We start from the raw sequence: 19,769 nt of genomic DNA, 5'->3' as shown, positions 1-19,769 counted from the left end.
CTAATAGTAGGGGAATCGAGAGCATATTCTTATATTCCGATACTGATATAAAGGCTTGTCCGTGCCTATGTGTGAAGTTTTTGGGGACATTTTGTGAGCCGGTTTCACTCGATAGGTTATCCCAAATGATGAAGCAATACCCCCGCAGCAGAAAGTTCCAGGTTTATCAAAGGAGCTTTTTACAGCGGGGGTATTGTTATCGACCCTAAGAATCTGAGCTCTAGGTCTTACTAATCTTTCAAGATCTTCAAGGCGGGCAGCGGGTACTTATAATCCGTCTCTCCCGCATTGGCCTTCACTGCGCCAATAATATGGCATACGACACCGGCAATCCCCCATATACCAATAACGATTGCCACAACCACCATGAGAATAAGGGCTACAACTGCGAGCCCACCGTTGTTCCCAGCTACAGCAACTACTGCCAAAATAAGGGGAATGATCATACCCACAATCGTTGCAATCGAAATGGTAATCGCGACATTGAAGGCACGCGCTGCGGCACGTTTAACAACCTCGTATCCGGGCTTATCCTTATAGATCGACCACATAATAAGCGTGGCGATCCAGGTGAGAAAAACGGATATATGCGCGAGCGTTGCCTTGCCCTGCGCATCCGCTGCCTGTCCCAAGACCGGCTGAGGCATACCCTGTGCGGGCTGTTGGCCATATTGATTGGGGTCAAAGTTCTGTTGGCTCATGATAGTGTACTTTCATTCGAGGTCTATCGGTGCGATGTGTGAGGTTCACAGAGTATTAGGCGAACCTACCCTAGGCTAGCAAAAATGCAAATAGTTCCGCCTGTTTTATACATCGCGACACTTTGTAGTATTTCTGGATTAAAAACAACGGTAAATTAGGTCTTTAGAGCAAAAGATTCGATGAATTTTTAGAGTATCTGCATTATCTTTCGTTCCCTCAGCAAGACGACGCCCGCGTACACTAGAAATATGCGTGAACTTCAGGAAAAAATCGTGGCACAGATGGGTGTTCGTCCCAATATGACCGAGGCGCAGGCGCGTGAGGAAGTACAGCGGCGCGTACAGTTCCTCTGCGACTACGCGAAAGCAACCGGCACCCGCGGATTCGTGCTCGGCATTAGCGGCGGCATCGATTCCACACTGGCGGGCAGGCTCTGCCAACTCGCCAGCGAAAAACTCAACGCCGAAGGATACCAAGCTCAGTTCATGGCGGTACGCCTACCCTATAAAACCCAAGTCGACGAAGAAGACGCACAAAAAGCCCTCGAATTCATCTCCCCCGACCGTACCGTCACCTTCAATATTGCGGATGCGGTCGATGGCTTCGACACCGCCTACACGGCTGCCGTGGGCACGCCCATCAGCGACTTTAACAAGGGAAATATTAAGGCGCGTGCCCGCATGATCGCCCAGTATGCGCTCGCTGGCGACCCGTCCCTGCTGGTCGTCGGAACCGACCACGCGGCGGAATCCGTGACCGGTTTCTTCACGAAGTTCGGCGACGGAGGGGCGGATATACTGCCGCTGTCCGGGTTGAATAAGCGGCAGAATCAGCTGCTTCTGAGGGTTCTGGGCGCATCCGAACGGCTGTGGGCTAAGCCGCCGACAGCCGACCTGCTCGACGGTATCCCCGGGCGCACCGATGAGGACGAACTCGGCATCACCTACCCGCAGATCGACGACTACCTGGAGGGTAAAGAAATTGACCCCGCCGTCGCCGAAAAGCTAGAGACTATCTACCTGCGCAGTCGGCATAAACGCACGGTTCCAGTGGGTATCGCCGATACGTGGTGGAAGTAAACCTTGGGTGAGGCTCGTTGCCCGGCGGCTTATTCTGTGCTTACGCCTTTTCAAGCTGCCGGATGCGCGTGCGCCCGCTCGCCCAAAACAACGCCACCCCAAGCGCGCACGACCCCATCTGCGTGACAGGGAACGCCCAGGTAAGGCCAGTAAATCCGAAAAGTGTATCGCCAGCGAAGACCGTGACGAAAAAGAAAACACCCACGCTCGCGGTCAAAACTACCGCCGCCACGCCTTTACCGCAGGCCTGGAACCATGCAACAAGCAGCATCACTAGCGCATAGAAAACGGTCGAGAAAAGCAGGGCGGTGAGCACCTGATCCCCCGTCGTGATGATGCTGGGGCCACCCGCAAGATACAGCGCCCAGTCGCGGAACACCCAAACCGGAATCGAGAACACCGCCGAGGTTCCAACCGAGAGCAGCACCGCAACCTTGAGTGCGGCGCGCAGACGCTCCCGGTTCCCCGCACCGTAGGTATATGCAAAAAGTGGAATACTGCCCATGCAGATACCCGTACACAGGGTTTGCGGAACCATGATCAGGCGGATCGAAACGCCGAAGGAGGCGACCGCCGCATCGCCGTATTTAACCGCCAGGTTATTGAGCACCAGGGCCGAGACAACGAGGAATAGACTCGATACCATTTGCGAGGAACCTACCGAGAGCACGGGTTTAAGTACGTCGGCAGAGAGCGTGAAGTCCTTGAGCGACCACGAAAAATTCTTGCTCTTCGCGGTCAGAAACAGCATGTAGTAGATAATGCAGGCGACGTTTGTCCCCATGAGAGCCCAGCCAGAGCCCGCCGCGCCCATGCGTAAAACGCCGATGAGTAGCACATCCAGCACGAGGTTGGCGAGTACTCCCCACAGCAGGCCGTACATGGATTGTTTGGCATAGCCTTCGGCACGCACCAGCTGTTCCAGGGTGAACATACACATCCAGGGCGGGGCGCCAAGGAACAGCACGGTCACGAACCAGCGAGTCGGTTCATAGGTGGCACCACCGGCACCCATCAGCCGAGTGAGCGGATCGACGAAGAAAATCCCCGCTACCGCCAGACCTACACCGAAGATCAGAGAAGCATAGACGGCGAAAGAGGTAACTGTGGGAATGCGGGCGGCGTTGCCTTCACCCAGCAATCGTGCCGTAAGAGTGGATGCGCCCACCCCGAAAAGCCCCGCCAGCGCGGTAATGATGCCCACCACCGGGAACCCGAAGATAAGCGCGGCAAGGTCTTCAACCGTGCCAAAGTGCCCCACGAAATAGGAATTCACCACGTTGTAGATGGCGGTGATCGCCAGCCCGGTTGCCATGGGGATACCCAGGGCAAGCAGGGCGCGCATCACCGGGGCGTCTTTGAGGAAATAGATATTTCGGGAGTCTTCACTCAGGTTGTTTTGATGAAGAACTTCGCGGGAAAGCTCGTCTGCACTCGCCGTCGATGCGGTATCCCCGGCAACCTGTGTTTCGGGTACACCGAGATGCTCGGCTTGGGGCACGGTGTACCTCCTTATAGGATAATGGTCGGTGAACGTAGGCGACGTGCGAACGCATGGAGTATAGGCATATAAGCCTGACAAGGGTATATACCAGTCTGGAATAATCCTGCGGCATATGTACGTGCCATGCAATAACCTCACATAGCACCTATACCGAAAGTTTTTCCTTATATGCCGGTAAACGCATATAGTCGGTTGGCTCCCCTGAATGCGGGGCTGCCGCCTCGCTTATCATACACGGCTGTGCCTGTATGGGGCATATGCAGGTCGTTCCATGACGGAATAACTTCTGATGCCACGCTGCACGACAGAACCTTATATGCGGTTTTGAGCATATTATCCGAGAGGCTTTACCCGATATATACCAAAAGCGTTATACAGTGGTGAAACTCTGTTTCCAGGGGTCACTGCAATATAACGCTTCGGGCATACACTCAGGTCAGAGCGTTTTCACGGGTGCGAATGAATAAAGTGCAGACCCGCTACTCAGACTCAACCTTAATCTCGGTCACGCCGTGCTCGGGAGTGCCCGATGCGGGCGCATCCTTCACCTTAGTACTGCCGGTTGCGAAGAACAGGATCACGCCCAGCACGCACGCCGAGATCTGGGTGAAGGGGAACGCCCAGGTGAGGCCGTCGAAGCCGAACCACATATTGCCGAAGATAACCGCAGGGAAGAAAAGCAGGGCAATACCCAGGGTCATGAGCGTGGCGGGCAAGCCTTTACCGGCGGCCTGGAACCACGAGACGAACACGATGCTCACGGCGTTGAACACGGCGGCGAGCATGAGCGCGATCAGCACTTTCTCGCCGGTGGCGACCAGCGAGGAGTCGCCCACGAGCTCAAGAAGCTGACGACGTAATATCAAAACGGGGGTGGTGAAGATAATGGAGGTTGCCACCGATACCATTGCGGCGGTTTTCAGAGCCGAACGCACTCGGTCTCGATTGCGGGCACCGTAAGCGTAGGCGAAGAGCGGAATACCGCCCATGCAGATACCCATACACAGCATTTCGGGTACCATGTTCAGGCGCATCGCCAGCCCGAAGGCGGCCACGGAGTCGTCACCGTATCCTGCCGCAATATTGTTGAGCACCAGCACAGAAACGGTCAGGTTTGCACTCTGAATCAGTTCGGCGGCACCCACGGCGAACACGGGTTTAATAATGTCGCCGGCGATCACAAAATCGCTGGGTTTCCACGAGAAGTTGGGGCTCTTGCGAATAAGGAACTGCAGGTAGTACACCATGGATGCGGCGTTTGCGGCGAGCATCGCCCAACCGGCGCCGGCGATACCCCAGCCGAGAACCGCAATCAACAAAACATCGAAAATTGAGTTGATGACGACACCCCAGATAATGCCATACATGGACTGTTTGGCGTAACCTTCAGAACGCACCAGCTGTTCCAGGGTAAACATGCCGACCGAAAACGGCGCACCCAAAAAGAGCAGGTGCACGAAGGTTTTGGTCGGTTCAAAGGATGCTCCGGAGGCGCCCATCAGGCCGGTAATCGGGTCTGCAAACAGGGAGCCGGCAATGGCGACCACCACGCCGCAGGCGAGCGCGGAGTACAGGGCGAATGAGGTCACATTGCGAATACGTGCCTCATTGCCTTCGCCCAGCAGACGCGACGCCAGGGTTGATGAGCCCAGACCGAACACACCCGCAATCGCCATGATAATACCGAAGACGGGTACGCCGTATCCGGTGGCGGCGAGCTCTTCGACGGTGCCGTAGTGCCCCACAAAGTAGGAGTTAATGACGTTGTAAATGCTGGTGATCGCCAGGCCCGCCGCCATAGGGATACCCAGGGCAAGAAGCGCCTTGAAAACAGGGGCGTCTTTGAGCAGGTAGATGTTTTTGGGATCGTCCATATTGGGTATCCCGGGGCCTGCATCAGGTGCGGGCGCGGCCAGAGTGGCACCGGTGGTGGAGGGCATGGTGCCTGTCACCGCCGGAACTGCACCGGTGACGGGCGGGTTTGCCTCGGACGGCGCTACTGTGCCAAGTTTTGCTGCTGCGTTAGGTTTGTCTGCTGCACCAGCATTTTCGGGCAGGGAATGTTTAGGTTTATGTGTCATGAAGATACGTTTCTTGGTCTGTGCAGTGCGCCCGTCTCTGGGGCGGCATGGCTCAGGTAATATCGGTCAGCACTACATGCCGGATGCGGGCAGGGGACTCCATTGTACCCGTTTCCTGTTGAGAAGTAAGCCCTTCATCTCGTTGCTTTTCCTCCCGATCCTCTCCCCTGCTTCCTCCTCTAACCTCCCGCACAGAAAGGCTCTTTATGTGAATAAAGAGGGTTTTTCAACGCTTTATTCACATAAAGACCCTTTTTACACGCTAACGCTTTCAAAGGGGTACATTTTCTGCGTAAAGTATGCGGTAAAGTTATTAGTGCCCTCTTCCCGGAATGAGTCACCGGCACAGTTTGCAAATTTACATTCCGTGATGACTTTCGGGGCGGATGAGCTGGAGCACCGCAGATTCCGAGTGCGCGAGGCACCAAATCTGCGTGCGGAAGGCGCGCAAGCGCGAGTAGACATGTCTCTCTACGGACTAGTAGAAACGGCTCAAGCGATCATCATCAGTTACATTCTGACTGATGGATCGGCTCAAGCCGTTTCTGACGTCGTAGAAGCTATCTCAGTATTCCTTAGGCGTCTGAGGTAGTTTGCTACTCATAGAGAGGGGTTGGTAGTTGACGCTACCGGTCCCTCTTGCCTATAAATAGGCAATTATTTCGTAGATATGCACCTAGCTTAGCACACCGCCTCAGTACCATCGGGCTTCTTAATGTTCCTTATACCCAGCGGTTCTTAGGTTCTTAGGCAAGGAACTCGGGCAGTTTTTGTTCAAGCTCGGCGCAGGCACTCTCAACAGCGACATCTGGGCCAATATTTGGATCCATGGTGCCTTCGGCACGCACAATATCGGTCGAATCGAACCCGAGCATCCCAAACACGGTCCGCAGGAAGGGGTACGATTGCTCCCACGGTGCCAGCGGACCGGTGCTGTATACGGAGCCGCTTGACTGCACGAGCAGCGCCTTATGCCCGCCCATGAGACCCTGCGGACCATTCTCGCTAAACTGGAAAGTCTGACCTCCCATAATAATGTTATCCAGGTAGTCCTTCAGGCGTGAGGTCACCGAAAAGTTATGCATGGGCATAGCGATAATCAGCCGATCAGCCGCTTTAAACTGTTCAATGAGTTCAGCACGGCGCGCAAGAATCTGCTGTTCCCTCTTACTCAGGGACGATTTTTCATCATATACCGACCCGTAAAGCGGCAGGGTTTCGGCAGTAAGTTCGGGAATATCCTCATTATAGAGGTTCAGCACGGTTGCATCCGGCAGTTTCTCGGTCAGGCAATCAACGAGGCGGTTGGTGCAATACGCAGTTTTATTCTGGGGATCCGGGTGGGCGTTAATAATAAGGGTCTGCATGGGGTCTCCTGGTGATTGAATAAGATATTGCAGAATTTACAAAAAATCCGGGATGGATATTTCTATCGTAGATTGGGTGTAATGCTGGTATCAACGCTGAGTACAAGCAAAGTTATGGAATAACGCTTTATGACGCAATATTTCTTCAAGGAATATCCCTAGTGCGCGTGAAAAGAATTTAAAAATAGAAGAATCACATTTTTATGCATTCTCCAGAATCACACGAAATTTCCTTGTAAAGCATGCGGTAAAGTTATTAGTTCCTTCTTCCCGGAATGAGTCACCGGCACAGGTTGCAAATATACATTCCGTGATGACTCTCGGGGCGGATGAGCTGGAGCACCGCAGATTCCGAGCGTGCGAGGCATCAAATCTGCGTGCGGAAGGCGCGCAGCGCAGTGGGAATGCTGTTCTACGAGATAGTAGAAACGGCTCAAGCGATCCTCGTCAGCTACATCCTGATTGATGGATCAGCTCAAGCCGTTTCACATGTTGTAGGCTTTATCTCAGCTTGGTTTAAGAGCCTGAGGTAACGACCCTACTCACTGGAGGGGCTTGGTAATTGCAGTTACTAAGCTCCTCCGCATATGAGCATTTACACCTGAAATATGGTTCCAGCTTAGCACACCGCCAAAAGATCATGAATGCACTCTCCTCCCGGAGAGAAATTCCCCCATTTACCTCTTAAGTGCCGCCCGCAGGTCCGCTAGAGTTGTCGAGCGCATTGTACCGAAGAATTGCGCATCTACCTGCTCGACAGCGGGAATCGCCCGAATCGCAATATCCTTCCCCGCGTCCGTGAGAAGAACATTCTTTGACCGCCCATCCGTGGGGCTTGAAACACGCTGCACAAGCTCGCTTTTCTCTAGGCGCCGCAGCACGTCAGAGACCATTTGTGCATCCATACCAGCAGCTTTAGCAATATCGATCTGTTGTACAGATTCGGTCTTTTGAGTTAGCCAGTAGGCGCAGGCGAGAATCACGAACTGAGTCTGCGTAACGCCCAGCGGTTCCAGGGCATCAGCTACCGCTCGCTGCCATCGCTGGGTTAGCTTCCACAGCACAAACCCCGGGCTGTCGGCGCCGGGGTCAGCAAACCTGCTAACACTCATGATGCACGTGCCGCCTTAATAAGCTCGCTCATCTGGGCGGGAAAATCAGAGCTTATACCAGGCCCTATGTGTGCACCTATGGTATCTGCCTCATCCCCTGTGATTTCTAGGGTGTGAGTAATGCGTGTGCCCTCCTTGACCGGCTCAAACTCGTGACGGAATGTCAGGATTAGACCGTTAAACGGGGTCTCGTCGGCGTAGCGCTTTTCAGGCACGAACTCGGTGACCGTTGAGATGACCTGTTCCTGACCGGCAGGAGTCATTGCGATACGCGTACCCACTGCGAGTTCCCGTTCAGGTTCAAAATGGTCGCCGCCGGGCAGGGTAAGTTCGCCACTGTGCACCGCAATAAAGGTGCGCCACAAAGCAGATATGCTGACATCAGTAATCTGAGAATGCTGGGTGCTCCACATCGTGTATTCCCTTCTACGAGAGTATTATGTTCCATTGCGTATATTAGTAAATACATTGATTATCAATGCATTTACTAATATATCAAAAAGCGCCTCTCAAAGGAACCATGAAGCACGGTAGCCTAACGCGCCATTATCCTAGTCCTTCTTCGCATCCTCCAGCACCCGCATCAGCTCGGCGAGGCCTGCATCCAGCTGACGGCGCGTCTCAGCGGGCAGCTTTTCCAGAATACGCCGCTCATTGTCCACGTGTTCGAAGACGACTTTTTCCACCAATTCACGCCCAGCGCCCGTCAGCTTCACGAGCATACTGCGGGCATCGTCCGGGTTAGGGATGCGCTCAATGAGCCCGCGCTTCTGCACCTTCTGCAGGCGGGTTGTCATAGTGCCCGAAGTAACCATGAGCGAGGCAAAAAGCTCGGTCGGGGTCAGAATATAGGGCGCACCCGCGCGGCGTAACGTCGCCAACACATCAAAGGCGCCATTACTAAGATCATAGGCAGCAAAAACCTCGTCAAGACGCGGCGCGAGCAGAATGGAGCATCGCCTAAGACGGCCAATCAGGGCCATATTTTCAGAAGCTAATTCAGGGAGTTCACGTTTCCACTGATCAATAATGACGTCCACGGCATCGGGGTGGGTACTGCGGGAACGGGCGCTCGACATATTCCTCCTAAAATCGACTCAGTACTATTTTATCTTGCTTTCAAGACAAAAAGCGATTAGGATTTATCTTGAACTCAAGGCATCTATCCGACTGCGAAGAACTATGAAAAACCGTCTTCCTCTGCTGATCATCACGGCGTTCGTCCCCATGGTTTGGGGATCAACCTACCTCATCACCTCCGAGTTTCTGCCGCCCAACCGCCCCTTCACCGCCGCGCTGATCCGCGTGCTGCCAGCAGGGTTGCTGCTACTGCTCATCACCCGAGAGTTCCCGCGCAAGAACGAGTTGGGCCGAATTATTCTTCTCGGCACCCTCAATATCGGTCTATTCCAGGCGATGCTGTTCGTCTCTGCATACCGCCTGCCCGGCGGACTGGCGGCGATTCTTAGCTCAACACAAACTATTTTCGTCCTCGTCCTCACCCGAACAGTTGCTAAGAAAGCGACTCCCACATCGGCATGGCTTGCCGCACTTATGGGCATTATCGGCATTATTCTGCTGGTCGCATCCCCCAGCACCACCTTCGATGTGATCGGCATTCTTGCGGCGCTCACCGGGGCTGTCGCCATGGCGTGCGGAATTTTCTTCACCGCCTCAGGAACATCGTCTCTCTCGACTCTCGCCATGACAGGATGGCAGCTGCTCGTGGGCGGAATATTCCTGCTACCCATCGCCCTACTGACCGAGGAACCGCTGCCGCCGCTCACCGCCGCGAACATCGGCGGATACGCCTTCCTCTGCCTGGTGGGCACAGCGCTCGCCTACTGCGTGTATTTTCATGGGCTCTCGAAGCTGCCACCCGCGGTCATTGCGTCCCTGGGACCGCTCAGCCCAGTCACCGCATTCATCCTTGGCTGGATTTTCTTGGGACAAAACATGACACCGCTGTCGATGCTCGGCTTCGTGCTGGTACTGACCTCAATAGTGGGGGTACAGCGCGCGATGATGGGCGCTCGAAAAGCGACTCTTTCCCACACAAAATAGTTTTCTTACCGTCACACACACGATATAAAAAGGCTCTTGATGCGCATAAAGCACCAAGAGCCTAAGGTAATTGTTCTACCCGTAGAGAGGGGCCGGCAGTTGGAGCTACCGATTCCTCTTGCCTTTACTCATAAAGATGGAACCAGCTTAGCATACCGCCCCAGCGCGCCGATTAGCTGTCAGTCGTCTTAGGGGGCTCAGCGTCATTCTCGGCTGTTGTCTCTTTGGTTCCAGTCGCTTGTGAGTCCCCCTGTTCCCGGACTTTTTCACGCTCCGCCGCCTCACGCTTGGCCTTCGCCTGTTCGTAAAGCTTTGCCGAGGATTTGTTGATACCCGTACCCTGCCCCAGGGACGGATCGTTCGGGCGTTCCGCTAAGATCAGGGTTGCACACACTACGAGGGTGACCACAAAAACCGCGCCCGCCACACCTAAGGCCAACACGAGATTGGGGCGGTTGCGGGTGCCGCCGGTTGCAAAAATAAATACGGCGAAGAAAGCCGCTACAGCCAGAGCAGCGGCAACCAGCAGGGGACCTTTCACCTGCGCTTTAAATCCGCGGGGGCGTTCTTCAGCCACTCGTTCCTCCTCTTGTGTGTGTCTAACCAGTGTACGCGCCGTTGCAATACACCTCTAAAACCTGGGTGCTATATGAACTAAGGTTTTGTTCGGTCAGCGCCCGCTTTCTCGCTCGGTCCCAGAGAACCCACCAGCAGAAAAACGCCGATAATTAGCGCCCCGCCGCCGGGAACTCCCAGGGTCGCTTTCGCCCCGATCTCCCCTACAAACGGCAGAAGTAAAGCAACCGCAAGAAGCACGCCCCCTTCCAGAACCCAGTCACGCCACACAGCCACCGCACTACGGTAGCGCGTACCCAAGAGCAGCTTAATCAGCCCCGGCAGACCCGAACCGGCGCATACCGCCAGAATAATAAGAGCAAGGGTATCCGGCATTATCACGAGCAAAGCCCCGGATGCCGCCTGCACGAGTGCCGCCGAGCTGAGCGATGCGCTAGTCGCGGGCCCGTAGTGCATCCCGCGGGCCGTGAGCGCGTGTGAGGTGCCGAGCGCGAGCATCCAGAGGCCCAAAAGTATTTTGGCGAAAACATTATCAGGGGTCTGCACAAAAACGGTGATAATCCCAAAGATAAGGTATATCAGCGCGTGCAGCATCAACGATGCGCGCCCTTGCGCGGTACCAACAGCGCGCGGAACTTTTCCGCTCGGGGGCGGGGTCGATGCCGAGGGTTTCGTGCTCACGTGTACCAGAATACCGTGCAGCGCCCTAAAATTCCGCATAGAACTCCGGGAGCGTCCTTAATATTCCATATATGGAATATAGAATACACCCGGGGTTTAGCACTTCTGGGGGCCGTTCGGGGCTACTCCAATTCGACTGGACCGAGCACGCGTATCTCCTCAATATCTAGGCGTTCCTGAATCGCGTGGAGCACGTTCATGTCGATCTTGCGCTCATTACGCAGGCGCTTGAGCACCTCACGCTGTTTCTCCAAATGCCGCAGGCGCAGCTCTTTCTCAAGGTCACTCGCCTCAATAATGCGGCGGGCTTCTTCCGGCGCGTTCGCACCGTGCTTACGAATGGTGTGCAGGTTGCGGTACATACTCGCGTTGTACATCTGTTCTTCGGCAATGCGGTCGATAATCTCCTGTGGTGCACCAATGTCCTGGCCGACCTCAGCCACAGAGTCAAAGGACTCGGCAATGATCGTGCGCACCGCATTATTAATCTCGTCTTCTTCGGTGGTATCAACCGGAATTTTCGCCCACCTGATAACCAGCGGCAGGAGCATCCCCTGAACCACCATCGACAGCAGAACCACGCCCGCAACAATAAAGATAATAAAGTCACGCCCGGGAACACCACTCGGCACAGATAGAGCCACCGCGAGGGAAACACCGCCGCGCAGCCCCGCAAAGGTGCTCACCACACGACCACGGAAAGTTGTGCGCAGCCGCCTCTGCTTTTCTGAACGGTCAAGGGCACGAATAATACCAATCGTGACGTGCAGGAAGATAAAACGCGCCGCAATGGAAACGAGCCATGCCACCACAATCACGGCGAGTGCAGAAGCCCACGCATAGTTGTATTCATGAATGACGCCTTCCATATGCTCGGTGGCGCTGGGCAGCTGCACACCCACAAGCACGAAGAGCGCACCGTTCATGACATAGGAAACAAACGACCAGATGGGCAGACCGTAGAAGCGGTTTTGGGGTTTGATGGTATCCGGTCCGCGGTAGGTCAGGTAGAAGGCGGCGACCACCACGGCTACCACTCCGGAACCTTTCATGCCTTCAAAAGGCTCGATCTCTTCAGACAGGAAGAAAGCAATAAACGGTATGGTGAATATGAACACACTGAAGTTCATGGGGTTGCCGATGTGTGCACGCAGCTTATTCGCGCCCCATCCGACGGCCAGGCCAACGAGAGTTCCAATCAGGAACGAGAAGAAGAACATTCCGGATGCGGTCCCCAGGGCCAGCTCATGACCGCCCGCAAGCTGCAGAGCGAGCACGAAAAGAACTAGGGTGGTGCCGTCGTTAATGAGTGCTTCCGCTTTGAGGGTGGTAATGGAGGCTTTGGGGAGTTTGCCGTTGAGCGTTGCCACAGCCACGGCATCGGTGGGGGCAAGCGCCACACCGATAATCAGCGCCACATGCCACAGGTAGATGCCCATGAAGGTGTGAAGCACCCAGGCGATAACGAACGCCGTAAAAATTACGAGCACTGTGCCCGAGAGCAGAATGCCGCGCAGACGGGTGCGTACCTCACGCCAAGAGGTGTTTCGGGTCTCCCAGAACAGCATCACGGGCAGGAAGATTTCGAGAATCACGTGCGGGGGCAGCCCGGCCTCACGCACCTCGTGCATGGCGTGAACGGGGATGAGTGCCAGCACAAGCCCCATGAAAATGAGCATAATGGCGGGGGTTATTCGTATTTTATGGGCAAGGATATTACCCAGAAGAATTGCCAGCGATAGGGCAATAATGACTTCAAGCACGGTGATGTTCCTTGATGTGTGTTGGAGATTGAAGAGGAATAAACAGCGCCAGAATAACACCTGTGAAGGCACGCATATTCCAACATATCACGGGGTAAAAATACGGGGCTTTATGCTGAACGGCACTCTCTTCGCGGTGCTGTGGTTCTAAATGCAAAAGACGCGCGAATGTAAGATACCCCGTGCAGGGGTGCACACCGAGCGGTCTAGTTATCTGTTCTATAGGAGTCGGCTTACGAGGCTTTATAGCGCCGCAAACCTCACGAAATATGACGATTCGTGTCATGCAGACACAAAGATGCGCGCGCATCCGCAGAAATTCCGTCGCAAAGTGAGCGTCCATGCATCGAACGTGAGAAAATGGGGGCATGACTGAACAGACTAATTCCCCAGTAACCGGCTCCCCGCTCGTGAAGCGCGGGCTTGCCGACATGCTCAAGGGCGGCGTCATTATGGACGTCGTCACCCCCGAACAGGCCAAGATCGCCGAAGATGCTGGCGCCGTCGCCGTCATGGCGCTTGAGCGCGTACCCGCCGATATTCGTGCTCAGGGCGGCGTGGCCCGTATGTCCGACCCCGACATGATTGAGGGCATCATTAACGCCGTCTCGATTCCCGTGATGGCGAAGGCGCGCATCGGGCATTTTGTTGAGGCGCAGATTCTTGAAAGCCTCAAGGTGGATTACATCGACGAGTCAGAGGTACTCTCCCCCGCCGATTACGTGAACCACATTGACAAGCACCAGTTCACGGTGCCGTTCGTATGCGGCGCCACCAACCTGGGCGAGGCGCTGCGCCGTATCGCCGAGGGTGCGGCCATGATCCGCTCGAAGGGTGAGGCTGGCACCGGTGACGTCTCGGAGGCGACCAAGCATATCCGCACCATTAAGCGCCAGATCGCTGAGCTGCAGGGCCTGTACAACACCATGCCCGATGAGCTGTACGTGAAGGCGAAAGAACTTGCCGCCCCCTACGACCTGGTGCTCGAAGTTGCGAAGACCGGTAAGCTGCCCGTGGTCATGTTTACCGCCGGTGGCGTGGCAACCCCCGCCGACGCCGCCATGATGATGCAGCTGGGTGCGGACGGCGTATTCGTCGGCTCCGGCATCTTCAAATCCGGCAATCCCGAGGCACGCGCTAAGGCCATCGTGAAGGCGACCGCGTTCTACAACGATCCCGAAAAACTGGCGGATGCATCACGCGGTTTGGGCGAGGCCATGGTCGGCATCAACGTTGCCGATCTGCCCGCGCCGCATCGTCTGGCGGAGCGCGGCTGGTAAGTATAGGCCGCCATGTAGCGGATGCGCGCTCACCGATCGATTATATTCGGTTCAGGTGAGGGCGCCCAGCTAAGGCGTGCAGGGGGTGAAGCTCGGTGCGGGCTTCGCCCCCGATTCTGTTCAGATACGTTATCTGCTCGGGTGAGTTTGGCGCTCTCAAACGCAGCCCGAAACCTAACGTCTACATTGTGTGAGCAACCTAGTGTTGCAGAAAGATAGGCTCATGAGCGAGACTGAGGTTTTTCCCCCGGCTACCCTGCCCGGTGCGGGCAAAACCGTGGGTGTTTTGGCGCTGCAGGGCGGCGTTGCCGAACACGCGCGCATGCTCGAATCTCTGGGGGCGCAGGCGGTGCTCGTCAAAAGTGCCGAGCAGCTGGCGAACCTGGATGCGCTGGTTCTGCCCGGCGGCGAATCTTCCACGATTGACAGGCTGACCAGGATTTTTGGACTGCGCCAGCCGTTGATTGAGGCGATTTCGGGGGGCTTGCCGACCCTGGGAACCTGCGCCGGGTTGATCATGCTCTCGACTGTGATTGACGATCCGGCTCCGGGGCAGCAGTCGCTCGGTGTGTTGGATGTTTCGGTTGGGCGTAACGCCTTCGGTTCACAGGTCGATTCAGCGCAGGTTCATTTGCCGTGGCTTACCCCCTCGGGTGAGGAAGTCGTGATCGATACGGCGTTTATTCGCGCGCCGATTGTGACCCGCGCCGGTGAAGGTGTGCAGGTGGTGGCGCATCATGAGGGCAAGATTGTGGGCGTGCGCGCCGGGAATATTATCGGCATTTCTTTCCACCCGGAGGTTACGGGCGATACCACTGTGCACGAGGAACTGCTCTCGCTAATTCGGTAGGCCCTATAAAAAAAGAGCCTTTATGTGGGAGAACAAAAGTTATCGGAACCTATCGGGGGTTATCGGGATTTTTAAGATAAGTCCCGATAAGTTGAGACAAGCGGCAAAACTAGTTATCCCCTTTAAGGGATTTCTAGGGATAAGTTGGGATAACGTACCGCGCAGCCGTATTTTCCGAGGCGGTTGCAAAAAGCTGTTGTGCTTTCCAGGCAAAGGCTGTATCTAAGGTTCTCTTGCGGAAGAACGACCTTCGGCAGCCAGTAGGCGGTGTGCTAGACTAAAAGCATATTTCATGATGCAAAGCTCATGAACGGAAGGGCTCAATAGTTGCCGCTACCAAGCCCTTCCAGTGAGCAGGGTCGTTACCTCAGATTCTTAATCCAGGTTGAGATAACGCCTACGATGTAAGAAACGGTTTGAGCTGATCCATCAATCAGAATGTAGTTGATGAGGATCGCTTGAGCCGTTTCTACTATCTCGTAGAACAGCATTCCTACTGCGCTTGCGCGCCTTCCGCACGCAGATTTGGTGCCTCGCGCACTCGGAATCTGCGGTGCTCCAGCTCATCCGCCCGAGAGTCATCACGGGGGGGGTAAATTTCATAATGCGTGCCGTGTGCTATACCCCGGTGAAAAGGGTTAATTCAACATTTACCGCATGATTTACGGGTAAAACATTCTCATTTCTAGGGTTCGCACCACGTTAGAGTTCAATGACGGTATCGTCCTGCCGGGCGGGCGCATCCTCATCGTGGGTGCTCACCAGCACGATTGCGGTATGGGCCGCTCGCTCAATCAGTTCCCAGACGCGGGCACGGGTAGGCGCATCCAGCCCGGCGGTCGGCTCATCGAGAACCATGACGGTCGCGGGGCTCAGGGCTTTCTGCTCATTCAAGGTTTCGGCCGCCGCCAAAGTACGCGCCAAGGCGATACGCCTGCCCTCTCCCCCGGACACGCTGCCTCTCTCACCCGCGACGGTGTCATGACATCGAGCACCACTAGAAGTAAATTCGCTTAGCCCCACCGCCTGCAGATACCGGTCGCATATATGCACCGGAATGTCGCGCCCAAACGCCACATTCTCATGCGCGGTACCAACCAGCAGCCCAGCTTCCTGCGGCAAGTAGACGAACCGAAGAGTGCCTTGCGGCGCGCTCATCGACATATAAGCGGGGGTAGTTGTCGCGCGTACCCCAAGAAACCGTTCTAGAAGCAGACTTTTTCCCGCGCCGGATGCACCACGCACCCAACACGGGCGACCCGGCTTCACCGTATACACACCATAGGATGTTTCACTCAGGTTGCGTGCATCCACGCGGAGGGAAAGCTCACCTGTGGTTACGACATAGTCGACGAGATACCCCGAATCTTCGGCGGCAAAAGCGGCTATTTTATGGTGCGCCTGCCGGTAACGCTCTGCCGAAACAGCGATGGTCGATACCCCAAAGCCGACGGCTTGGAGCGGACCAATTGCCGCCGCGCACACTCCGATGAGTGCCACCGCAGTACCCGTAATCTGCGCCGGAGAACCGTCACCGAATAATACGGTTTTGAGCACTATCGCGAGCAGGCATAGAGCCAACATCGCGCCCTGCCAGGTGTGTAACAACATGGTGTAACGGTAACTTTTGAGAGCTTTTGCTTCTACAGGCAGGCGGCCTTGGGCATATCGGTCACGCAGAAAGGGAGCCACCCCAAGGATTCTGCTTTCACGCCAGAGACGAAGCGTGTTTTCCAGGGTGCCGAAACTGCGCATTGAGCCGTCAAAGAATTCACCCTGAAACTTCTGATGACGCGCAATCAGCGGCATGCTTCCAGCCAGATAGAGAGCTACAAACCCGCAAAATATACCAAGCTCCAGCACGCCACCCATCACCAGGATCGAGACAGCACCGGCGATACAACCAACCCCGGCGGGCAGAATTGAGAGGTACAAGGTGGCGAGGGTTTCGCGGATGGATGCGGCCTGCGCATCGACGGCATACGCAATTTCGGAGGCGCCTAGCGTAGCGCGTGCGCGCGGGTCGGCGCTGATGCTGGTGACGAGCGCATCCGCCATATGGCGCGATTGCATTTTCTGCTCGATGAACCCGTAGGCAGGGTAGAAAAGATACCGAAAGCTCTGCCCGATTAGCCACAAAATACTGTAAAGAATCACGAGGGTGGCAAGGTTTTGACGCCAAACTTCGGGGTTTTCGAGGGTGCGCTGAACACCATAGCCCAGCAGAATGGGGCAGGCGATCAGAGCGAGCGCAGAGATAATGACGGCGGCCAGTACGCTAAGGTTTTTCGGGGATGATACTCGCCAGGCTAAAGTCGTGACGCGTGCGCAAAATACAAAATATGGTTTGAGGTATTTCACCGAGTTCTCTTTCTTTCCCGCTGCCTGATACGGCGGGAGAATGTATTGTCGGTAGTGTGCACCTAGGCACGGTATAACGGTATATATCGTACACTTTCCTGCATATTCGTAGGGTTAAAACGTACGATACGCAGGAAAGTGTACGACTTACGGCAAGAGGGCGCGACTAAAGCCACCCGTTGTCGCGGGCGATGCGCACCGCCTCATGCCGGTTAATGGCGTCGATCTTCGTCATAGCTGCCGAGAGGTGGTTACGTACCGTTCCCGAAGACAGCCCGAGCATCCCCGCAATTTCTTTGACACTCCCGGCGGTCTCGGCGGCACGAAGAACCTCGGTCTCACGCCCGGTCAGCGGCGAAGAGCCCTGCCATTTTGCTTCCTCAGCCAGCACCGAATCGACCACACGCAGCCCCGCCGCGGTACGGCGAACCGCCTGCGCCAGCTGCGATGCCGTGCCGTCTTTCACCACAAACCCGCTCGCCCCTGCCTCCAGGGCGCGGCGTAAATACCCGGGACGGCGAAAAGTCGTCAGAATAAGCGAGCGAACAGGTGCGCCCGCCTGCGAGGTCAGGCCCGAACGGGCAAGTTCGGCGGCCGCCTCAATCCCAGTGGCGCCGGGCATTTCAATATCAAGAAGCGCCACATCCGGGCGGGTTTCACGCACGGCAGGCAGCACCTCATCACCGCGGCCCACCTGCTTGACCACCTCAAGATCAATTTCAAGATCGAGAATCATGGCAAGCGCTTCACGAATCATCTGCTGATCGTCGGCAAGAAGTATTCTCAGCGGCACGGCTACCCCATAATCTCGTCGGTCTTCTCGTCCATGCTGATGCGGATGCGGCACCCATCCCCCACACCTGCAACAGGCGCCTGCTGCAGCCAGTGTTCGGGTGCGTTCCCGAGTGTAAGGGTGCCGCCTGCGTCTTCGATGCGGGCGCGCAGACCGGTGAGTCCGCTCTTACACGGGGCATCACCGATTCCCACGCCGTTGTCGATAACCTCTAACCCGGTGGAGTTCAGCCGCACGGTGGCGTAGGTGGCGTGAGAATGCCTGACGATATTGGTAACGGTCTCCCGCAGCGCCCAACTGAACAGGGAAGAGTTCATGCCCGCAATGTTCGCAGCGGTTGTCGCATCGGGCAGATTCGCCTGTATTCCAGCGGTTTCCAGGGCGCGTGAAGATGCCAGAATCTCACCTTCAAGGTCGGGAACGCGCAAACGGGTGACGGTAGAATGCACCTCCGCGAGGGCTTGGCGGGAGAGCTGGGCGACCTGCCGCATCTGCGCCTGCGCGGCGGGGGCGTTGGTTTCCACGAGTTTTGCGGCCAGCTCGGCCTTGAGGTTCACGATCGTGAGGGAATGCCCCAGAACATCGTGCACATCGCGAGCGATGCGTTCACGTTCGCTGAGGATACCGAGTTCTTTTTCAATAGCCTTGTGTTCCCGGCTCTTGTGCATGCTGCGCCCCACGAAGTAAGCGACAACGTAGAACGTGGTACAAATATCGAAGAGAAAGAACCCGTTAAGGGCTTTATCCCCCGCTAGAGCGGGGAACGGGATGGTTGGCGAATCGTCGAGATACCCCTGCCCCACCACACCAACAAAGTAGTTAGCGGTGAAGACTACCGCAATACCAACAGCTGTTTTTACCCCCAGTTTGAAGGGTACGTGCACATTCATCAGCCACAGTGCCGCCCACATGGGGGACATGCTATAGAGAATCCCCGCACTGCCCTGCGGGTATAAGGCAATAATGTAACCAATAGGTACCGTCACCAGAACACACCATAAGGCTGTACGCAGTACTGTATTTTTCACAGGTATCAGCTGCGGCATTGTATTGGCGGCAAAGAACAGCACCATACATATTTGGTACAGCGGCGTGCACAGGATCAGGTTATTTTTGACGAGCTCAGCTTCACCGGTGTTACTGATGGCGATCAGTATAAAACCGCTGGCGGAAATGTTGAGGCAGCTCCCCCAGACCAGACCTCGCACAATACCCGATTTATCGAAGAATGGGGCATCGGCACTACCTGGCTGAAGGCGGCGGTTCTCCGGCGTACCCGTATCACGCTGAGAGACATGCGGTGTGCGCGTCGTTGTCATGCTCGCTCCGTCGGTACTCGCTGCCGAATAATGTATCCCTATCATAAATGAGGCTCTTTGAGCATACACCGGCGAGCGGAAGGAGCCTATGTTAAATGTCATGGATTGCCGAACCGATTTCAAGGTCGATTTTTTGGCGCGAGGATGCCCTAGCCTGCACCCCTGACGAATGTCACGGGTACGCCGAAAAAACGGGGATACGCTATTGCATATTCGGTGTTCACGACAAGAGCATAA

At 55.7% G+C, this 19,769-nt stretch carries 18 protein-coding genes; 5 read left to right on the top strand and 13 right to left on the bottom strand.

Features of this window, described 5'->3' with window-relative positions; all coding sequences use genetic code 11:
* Positions 1–230: 230 nt before the first annotated feature.
* The gene (locus tag HMPREF2625_RS00695; RefSeq protein WP_070520537.1) at positions 231–701 is read right to left on the bottom strand and encodes a DUF4870 domain-containing protein; all 471 of its coding nucleotides are present in this window, start codon (positions 699–701) and stop codon (positions 231–233) included.
* Between the two features lie 249 nt (positions 702–950).
* Between HMPREF2625_RS00695 and nadE the strand changes: the two genes are divergently transcribed.
* On the top strand, positions 951–1,781 hold the full coding sequence (gene nadE, locus HMPREF2625_RS00690; protein ID WP_070520534.1) for an ammonia-dependent NAD(+) synthetase: 831 nt from the start codon (positions 951–953) through the stop codon (positions 1,779–1,781).
* Positions 1,782–1,821: 40 nt separating this feature from the next.
* On the opposite strand, the gene HMPREF2625_RS00685 is transcribed toward nadE, so the two are convergent.
* Positions 1,822–3,282: an MATE family efflux transporter gene (locus HMPREF2625_RS00685; protein ID WP_246826563.1), complete on the bottom strand. Its 1,461-nt coding sequence runs from the start codon at positions 3,280–3,282 to the stop codon at positions 1,822–1,824.
* Between the two features lie 482 nt (positions 3,283–3,764).
* Positions 3,765–5,366, bottom strand: a complete 1,602-nt coding sequence (locus tag HMPREF2625_RS00680) for an MATE family efflux transporter (RefSeq protein WP_141745397.1) — start codon at positions 5,364–5,366, stop codon at positions 3,765–3,767.
* Positions 5,367–5,682: 316 nt separating this feature from the next.
* On the opposite strand from HMPREF2625_RS00680, the gene HMPREF2625_RS10970 reads away from it, so the two are divergent.
* On the top strand, positions 5,683–5,958 hold the full coding sequence (locus HMPREF2625_RS10970) for a hypothetical protein (protein ID WP_246826562.1): 276 nt from the start codon (positions 5,683–5,685) through the stop codon (positions 5,956–5,958).
* Between the two features lie 154 nt (positions 5,959–6,112).
* Here HMPREF2625_RS10970 and HMPREF2625_RS00670 read toward each other — a convergent pair whose 3' ends face one another.
* From HMPREF2625_RS00670 to HMPREF2625_RS00655, 4 genes are all read right to left on the bottom strand, one after another.
* Positions 6,113–6,733 (bottom strand): FMN-dependent NADH-azoreductase, encoded by a 621-nt coding sequence (locus HMPREF2625_RS00670; RefSeq protein ID WP_070520528.1) that lies wholly within the window; start codon positions 6,731–6,733, stop codon positions 6,113–6,115.
* Between the two features lie 677 nt (positions 6,734–7,410).
* A complete protein-coding gene (locus HMPREF2625_RS00665) occupies positions 7,411–7,845 on the bottom strand; it encodes a MarR family winged helix-turn-helix transcriptional regulator (RefSeq protein WP_070520525.1) in 435 nt (144 codons plus the stop codon).
* The gene (locus tag HMPREF2625_RS00660; RefSeq protein WP_070520522.1) at positions 7,842–8,258 is read right to left on the bottom strand and encodes an SRPBCC family protein; all 417 of its coding nucleotides are present in this window, start codon (positions 8,256–8,258) and stop codon (positions 7,842–7,844) included. Before HMPREF2625_RS00660 ends, HMPREF2625_RS00665 begins: the two co-directional genes overlap by 4 nt.
* A 138-nt stretch (positions 8,259–8,396) precedes the next feature.
* A complete protein-coding gene (locus HMPREF2625_RS00655; protein ID WP_070520519.1) occupies positions 8,397–8,924 on the bottom strand; it encodes a MarR family winged helix-turn-helix transcriptional regulator in 528 nt (175 codons plus the stop codon).
* 103 nt (positions 8,925–9,027) lie between these two features.
* Here HMPREF2625_RS00655 and HMPREF2625_RS00650 point away from each other — a divergent pair, with 103 nt between their 5' ends.
* Positions 9,028–9,909 carry an EamA family transporter gene (locus tag HMPREF2625_RS00650; RefSeq protein ID WP_070520515.1) on the top strand — a complete coding sequence of 294 codons (882 nt, stop codon included), beginning with the start codon at positions 9,028–9,030 and terminating at the stop codon, positions 9,907–9,909.
* A 172-nt stretch (positions 9,910–10,081) separates the two neighbouring features.
* On the opposite strand, the gene HMPREF2625_RS00645 is transcribed toward HMPREF2625_RS00650, so the two are convergent.
* The 3 genes from HMPREF2625_RS00645 to HMPREF2625_RS00635 all read right to left on the bottom strand — a co-directional run bounded on the left by HMPREF2625_RS00645 (position 10,082) and on the right by HMPREF2625_RS00635 (position 12,929).
* Complete coding sequence (locus tag HMPREF2625_RS00645; protein ID WP_070520511.1) at positions 10,082–10,486, bottom strand: hypothetical protein; 405 nt, start codon at positions 10,484–10,486, stop codon at positions 10,082–10,084.
* 77 nt (positions 10,487–10,563) lie between these two features.
* Positions 10,564–11,166, bottom strand: a complete 603-nt coding sequence (locus tag HMPREF2625_RS00640; protein WP_246826561.1) for a hypothetical protein — start codon at positions 11,164–11,166, stop codon at positions 10,564–10,566.
* A 122-nt stretch (positions 11,167–11,288) separates the two neighbouring features.
* On the bottom strand, positions 11,289–12,929 hold the full coding sequence (locus tag HMPREF2625_RS00635; protein ID WP_070520505.1) for a Na+/H+ antiporter: 1,641 nt from the start codon (positions 12,927–12,929) through the stop codon (positions 11,289–11,291).
* Positions 12,930–13,297: 368 nt separating this feature from the next.
* Here HMPREF2625_RS00635 and pdxS point away from each other — a divergent pair, with 368 nt between their 5' ends.
* Both pdxS and pdxT read left to right on the top strand, forming a co-directional pair.
* Positions 13,298–14,209 (top strand): pyridoxal 5'-phosphate synthase lyase subunit PdxS, encoded by a 912-nt coding sequence (pdxS, locus tag HMPREF2625_RS00630; protein ID WP_004006448.1) that lies wholly within the window; start codon positions 13,298–13,300, stop codon positions 14,207–14,209.
* Positions 14,210–14,432: 223 nt separating this feature from the next.
* Positions 14,433–15,059 (top strand): pyridoxal 5'-phosphate synthase glutaminase subunit PdxT, encoded by a 627-nt coding sequence (gene pdxT, locus HMPREF2625_RS00625; protein ID WP_070520502.1) that lies wholly within the window; start codon positions 14,433–14,435, stop codon positions 15,057–15,059.
* Between the two features lie 702 nt (positions 15,060–15,761).
* Here the strand turns inward: pdxT and HMPREF2625_RS00620 are convergent.
* From HMPREF2625_RS00620 to HMPREF2625_RS00610, 3 genes are all read right to left on the bottom strand, one after another.
* The gene (locus tag HMPREF2625_RS00620; protein WP_070520498.1) at positions 15,762–17,420 is read right to left on the bottom strand and encodes an ATP-binding cassette domain-containing protein; all 1,659 of its coding nucleotides are present in this window, start codon (positions 17,418–17,420) and stop codon (positions 15,762–15,764) included.
* 166 nt (positions 17,421–17,586) lie between these two features.
* On the bottom strand, positions 17,587–18,213 hold the full coding sequence (locus HMPREF2625_RS00615) for a response regulator transcription factor (protein ID WP_083295576.1): 627 nt from the start codon (positions 18,211–18,213) through the stop codon (positions 17,587–17,589).
* Positions 18,214–18,215: 2 nt separating this feature from the next.
* On the bottom strand, positions 18,216–19,532 hold the full coding sequence (locus HMPREF2625_RS00610; protein ID WP_070520495.1) for a sensor histidine kinase: 1,317 nt from the start codon (positions 19,530–19,532) through the stop codon (positions 18,216–18,218).
* Between the last annotated feature and the right edge of the window lie 237 nt (positions 19,533–19,769).

It is taken from the genome of Rothia sp. HMSC064D08, assembly GCF_001809525.1.
Taxonomy (GTDB): Bacteria; Actinomycetota; Actinomycetes; order Actinomycetales; family Micrococcaceae; genus Rothia; species Rothia dentocariosa.
The sequence above is the reverse complement of the archived record's forward strand: the minus strand, read 5'-3'. Positions and strand labels throughout refer to the sequence as shown.

Coding starts and splice junctions, on each gene's coding strand:
- HMPREF2625_RS00695 (WP_070520537.1), bottom strand. CDS start 701: ATGAGCCAACAGAACTTTGACCCCAATCAATATGGCCAACAGCCCGCA.
- nadE (WP_070520534.1), top strand. CDS start 951: ATGCGTGAACTTCAGGAAAAAATCGTGGCACAGATGGGTGTTCGTCCC.
- HMPREF2625_RS00680 (WP_141745397.1), bottom strand. CDS start 5,366: ATGACACATAAACCTAAACATTCCCTGCCCGAAAATGCTGGTGCAGCA.
- HMPREF2625_RS00670 (WP_070520528.1), bottom strand. CDS start 6,733: ATGCAGACCCTTATTATTAACGCCCACCCGGATCCCCAGAATAAAACT.
- HMPREF2625_RS00665 (WP_070520525.1), bottom strand. CDS start 7,845: ATGAGTGTTAGCAGGTTTGCTGACCCCGGCGCCGACAGCCCGGGGTTT.
- HMPREF2625_RS00660 (WP_070520522.1), bottom strand. CDS start 8,258: ATGTGGAGCACCCAGCATTCTCAGATTACTGATGTCAGCATATCTGCT.
- HMPREF2625_RS00655 (WP_070520519.1), bottom strand. CDS start 8,924: ATGTCGAGCGCCCGTTCCCGCAGTACCCACCCCGATGCCGTGGACGTC.
- HMPREF2625_RS00650 (WP_070520515.1), top strand. CDS start 9,028: ATGAAAAACCGTCTTCCTCTGCTGATCATCACGGCGTTCGTCCCCATG.
- pdxS (WP_004006448.1), top strand. CDS start 13,298: ATGACTGAACAGACTAATTCCCCAGTAACCGGCTCCCCGCTCGTGAAG.
- pdxT (WP_070520502.1), top strand. CDS start 14,433: ATGAGCGAGACTGAGGTTTTTCCCCCGGCTACCCTGCCCGGTGCGGGC.
- HMPREF2625_RS00610 (WP_070520495.1), bottom strand. CDS start 19,532: ATGACAACGACGCGCACACCGCATGTCTCTCAGCGTGATACGGGTACG.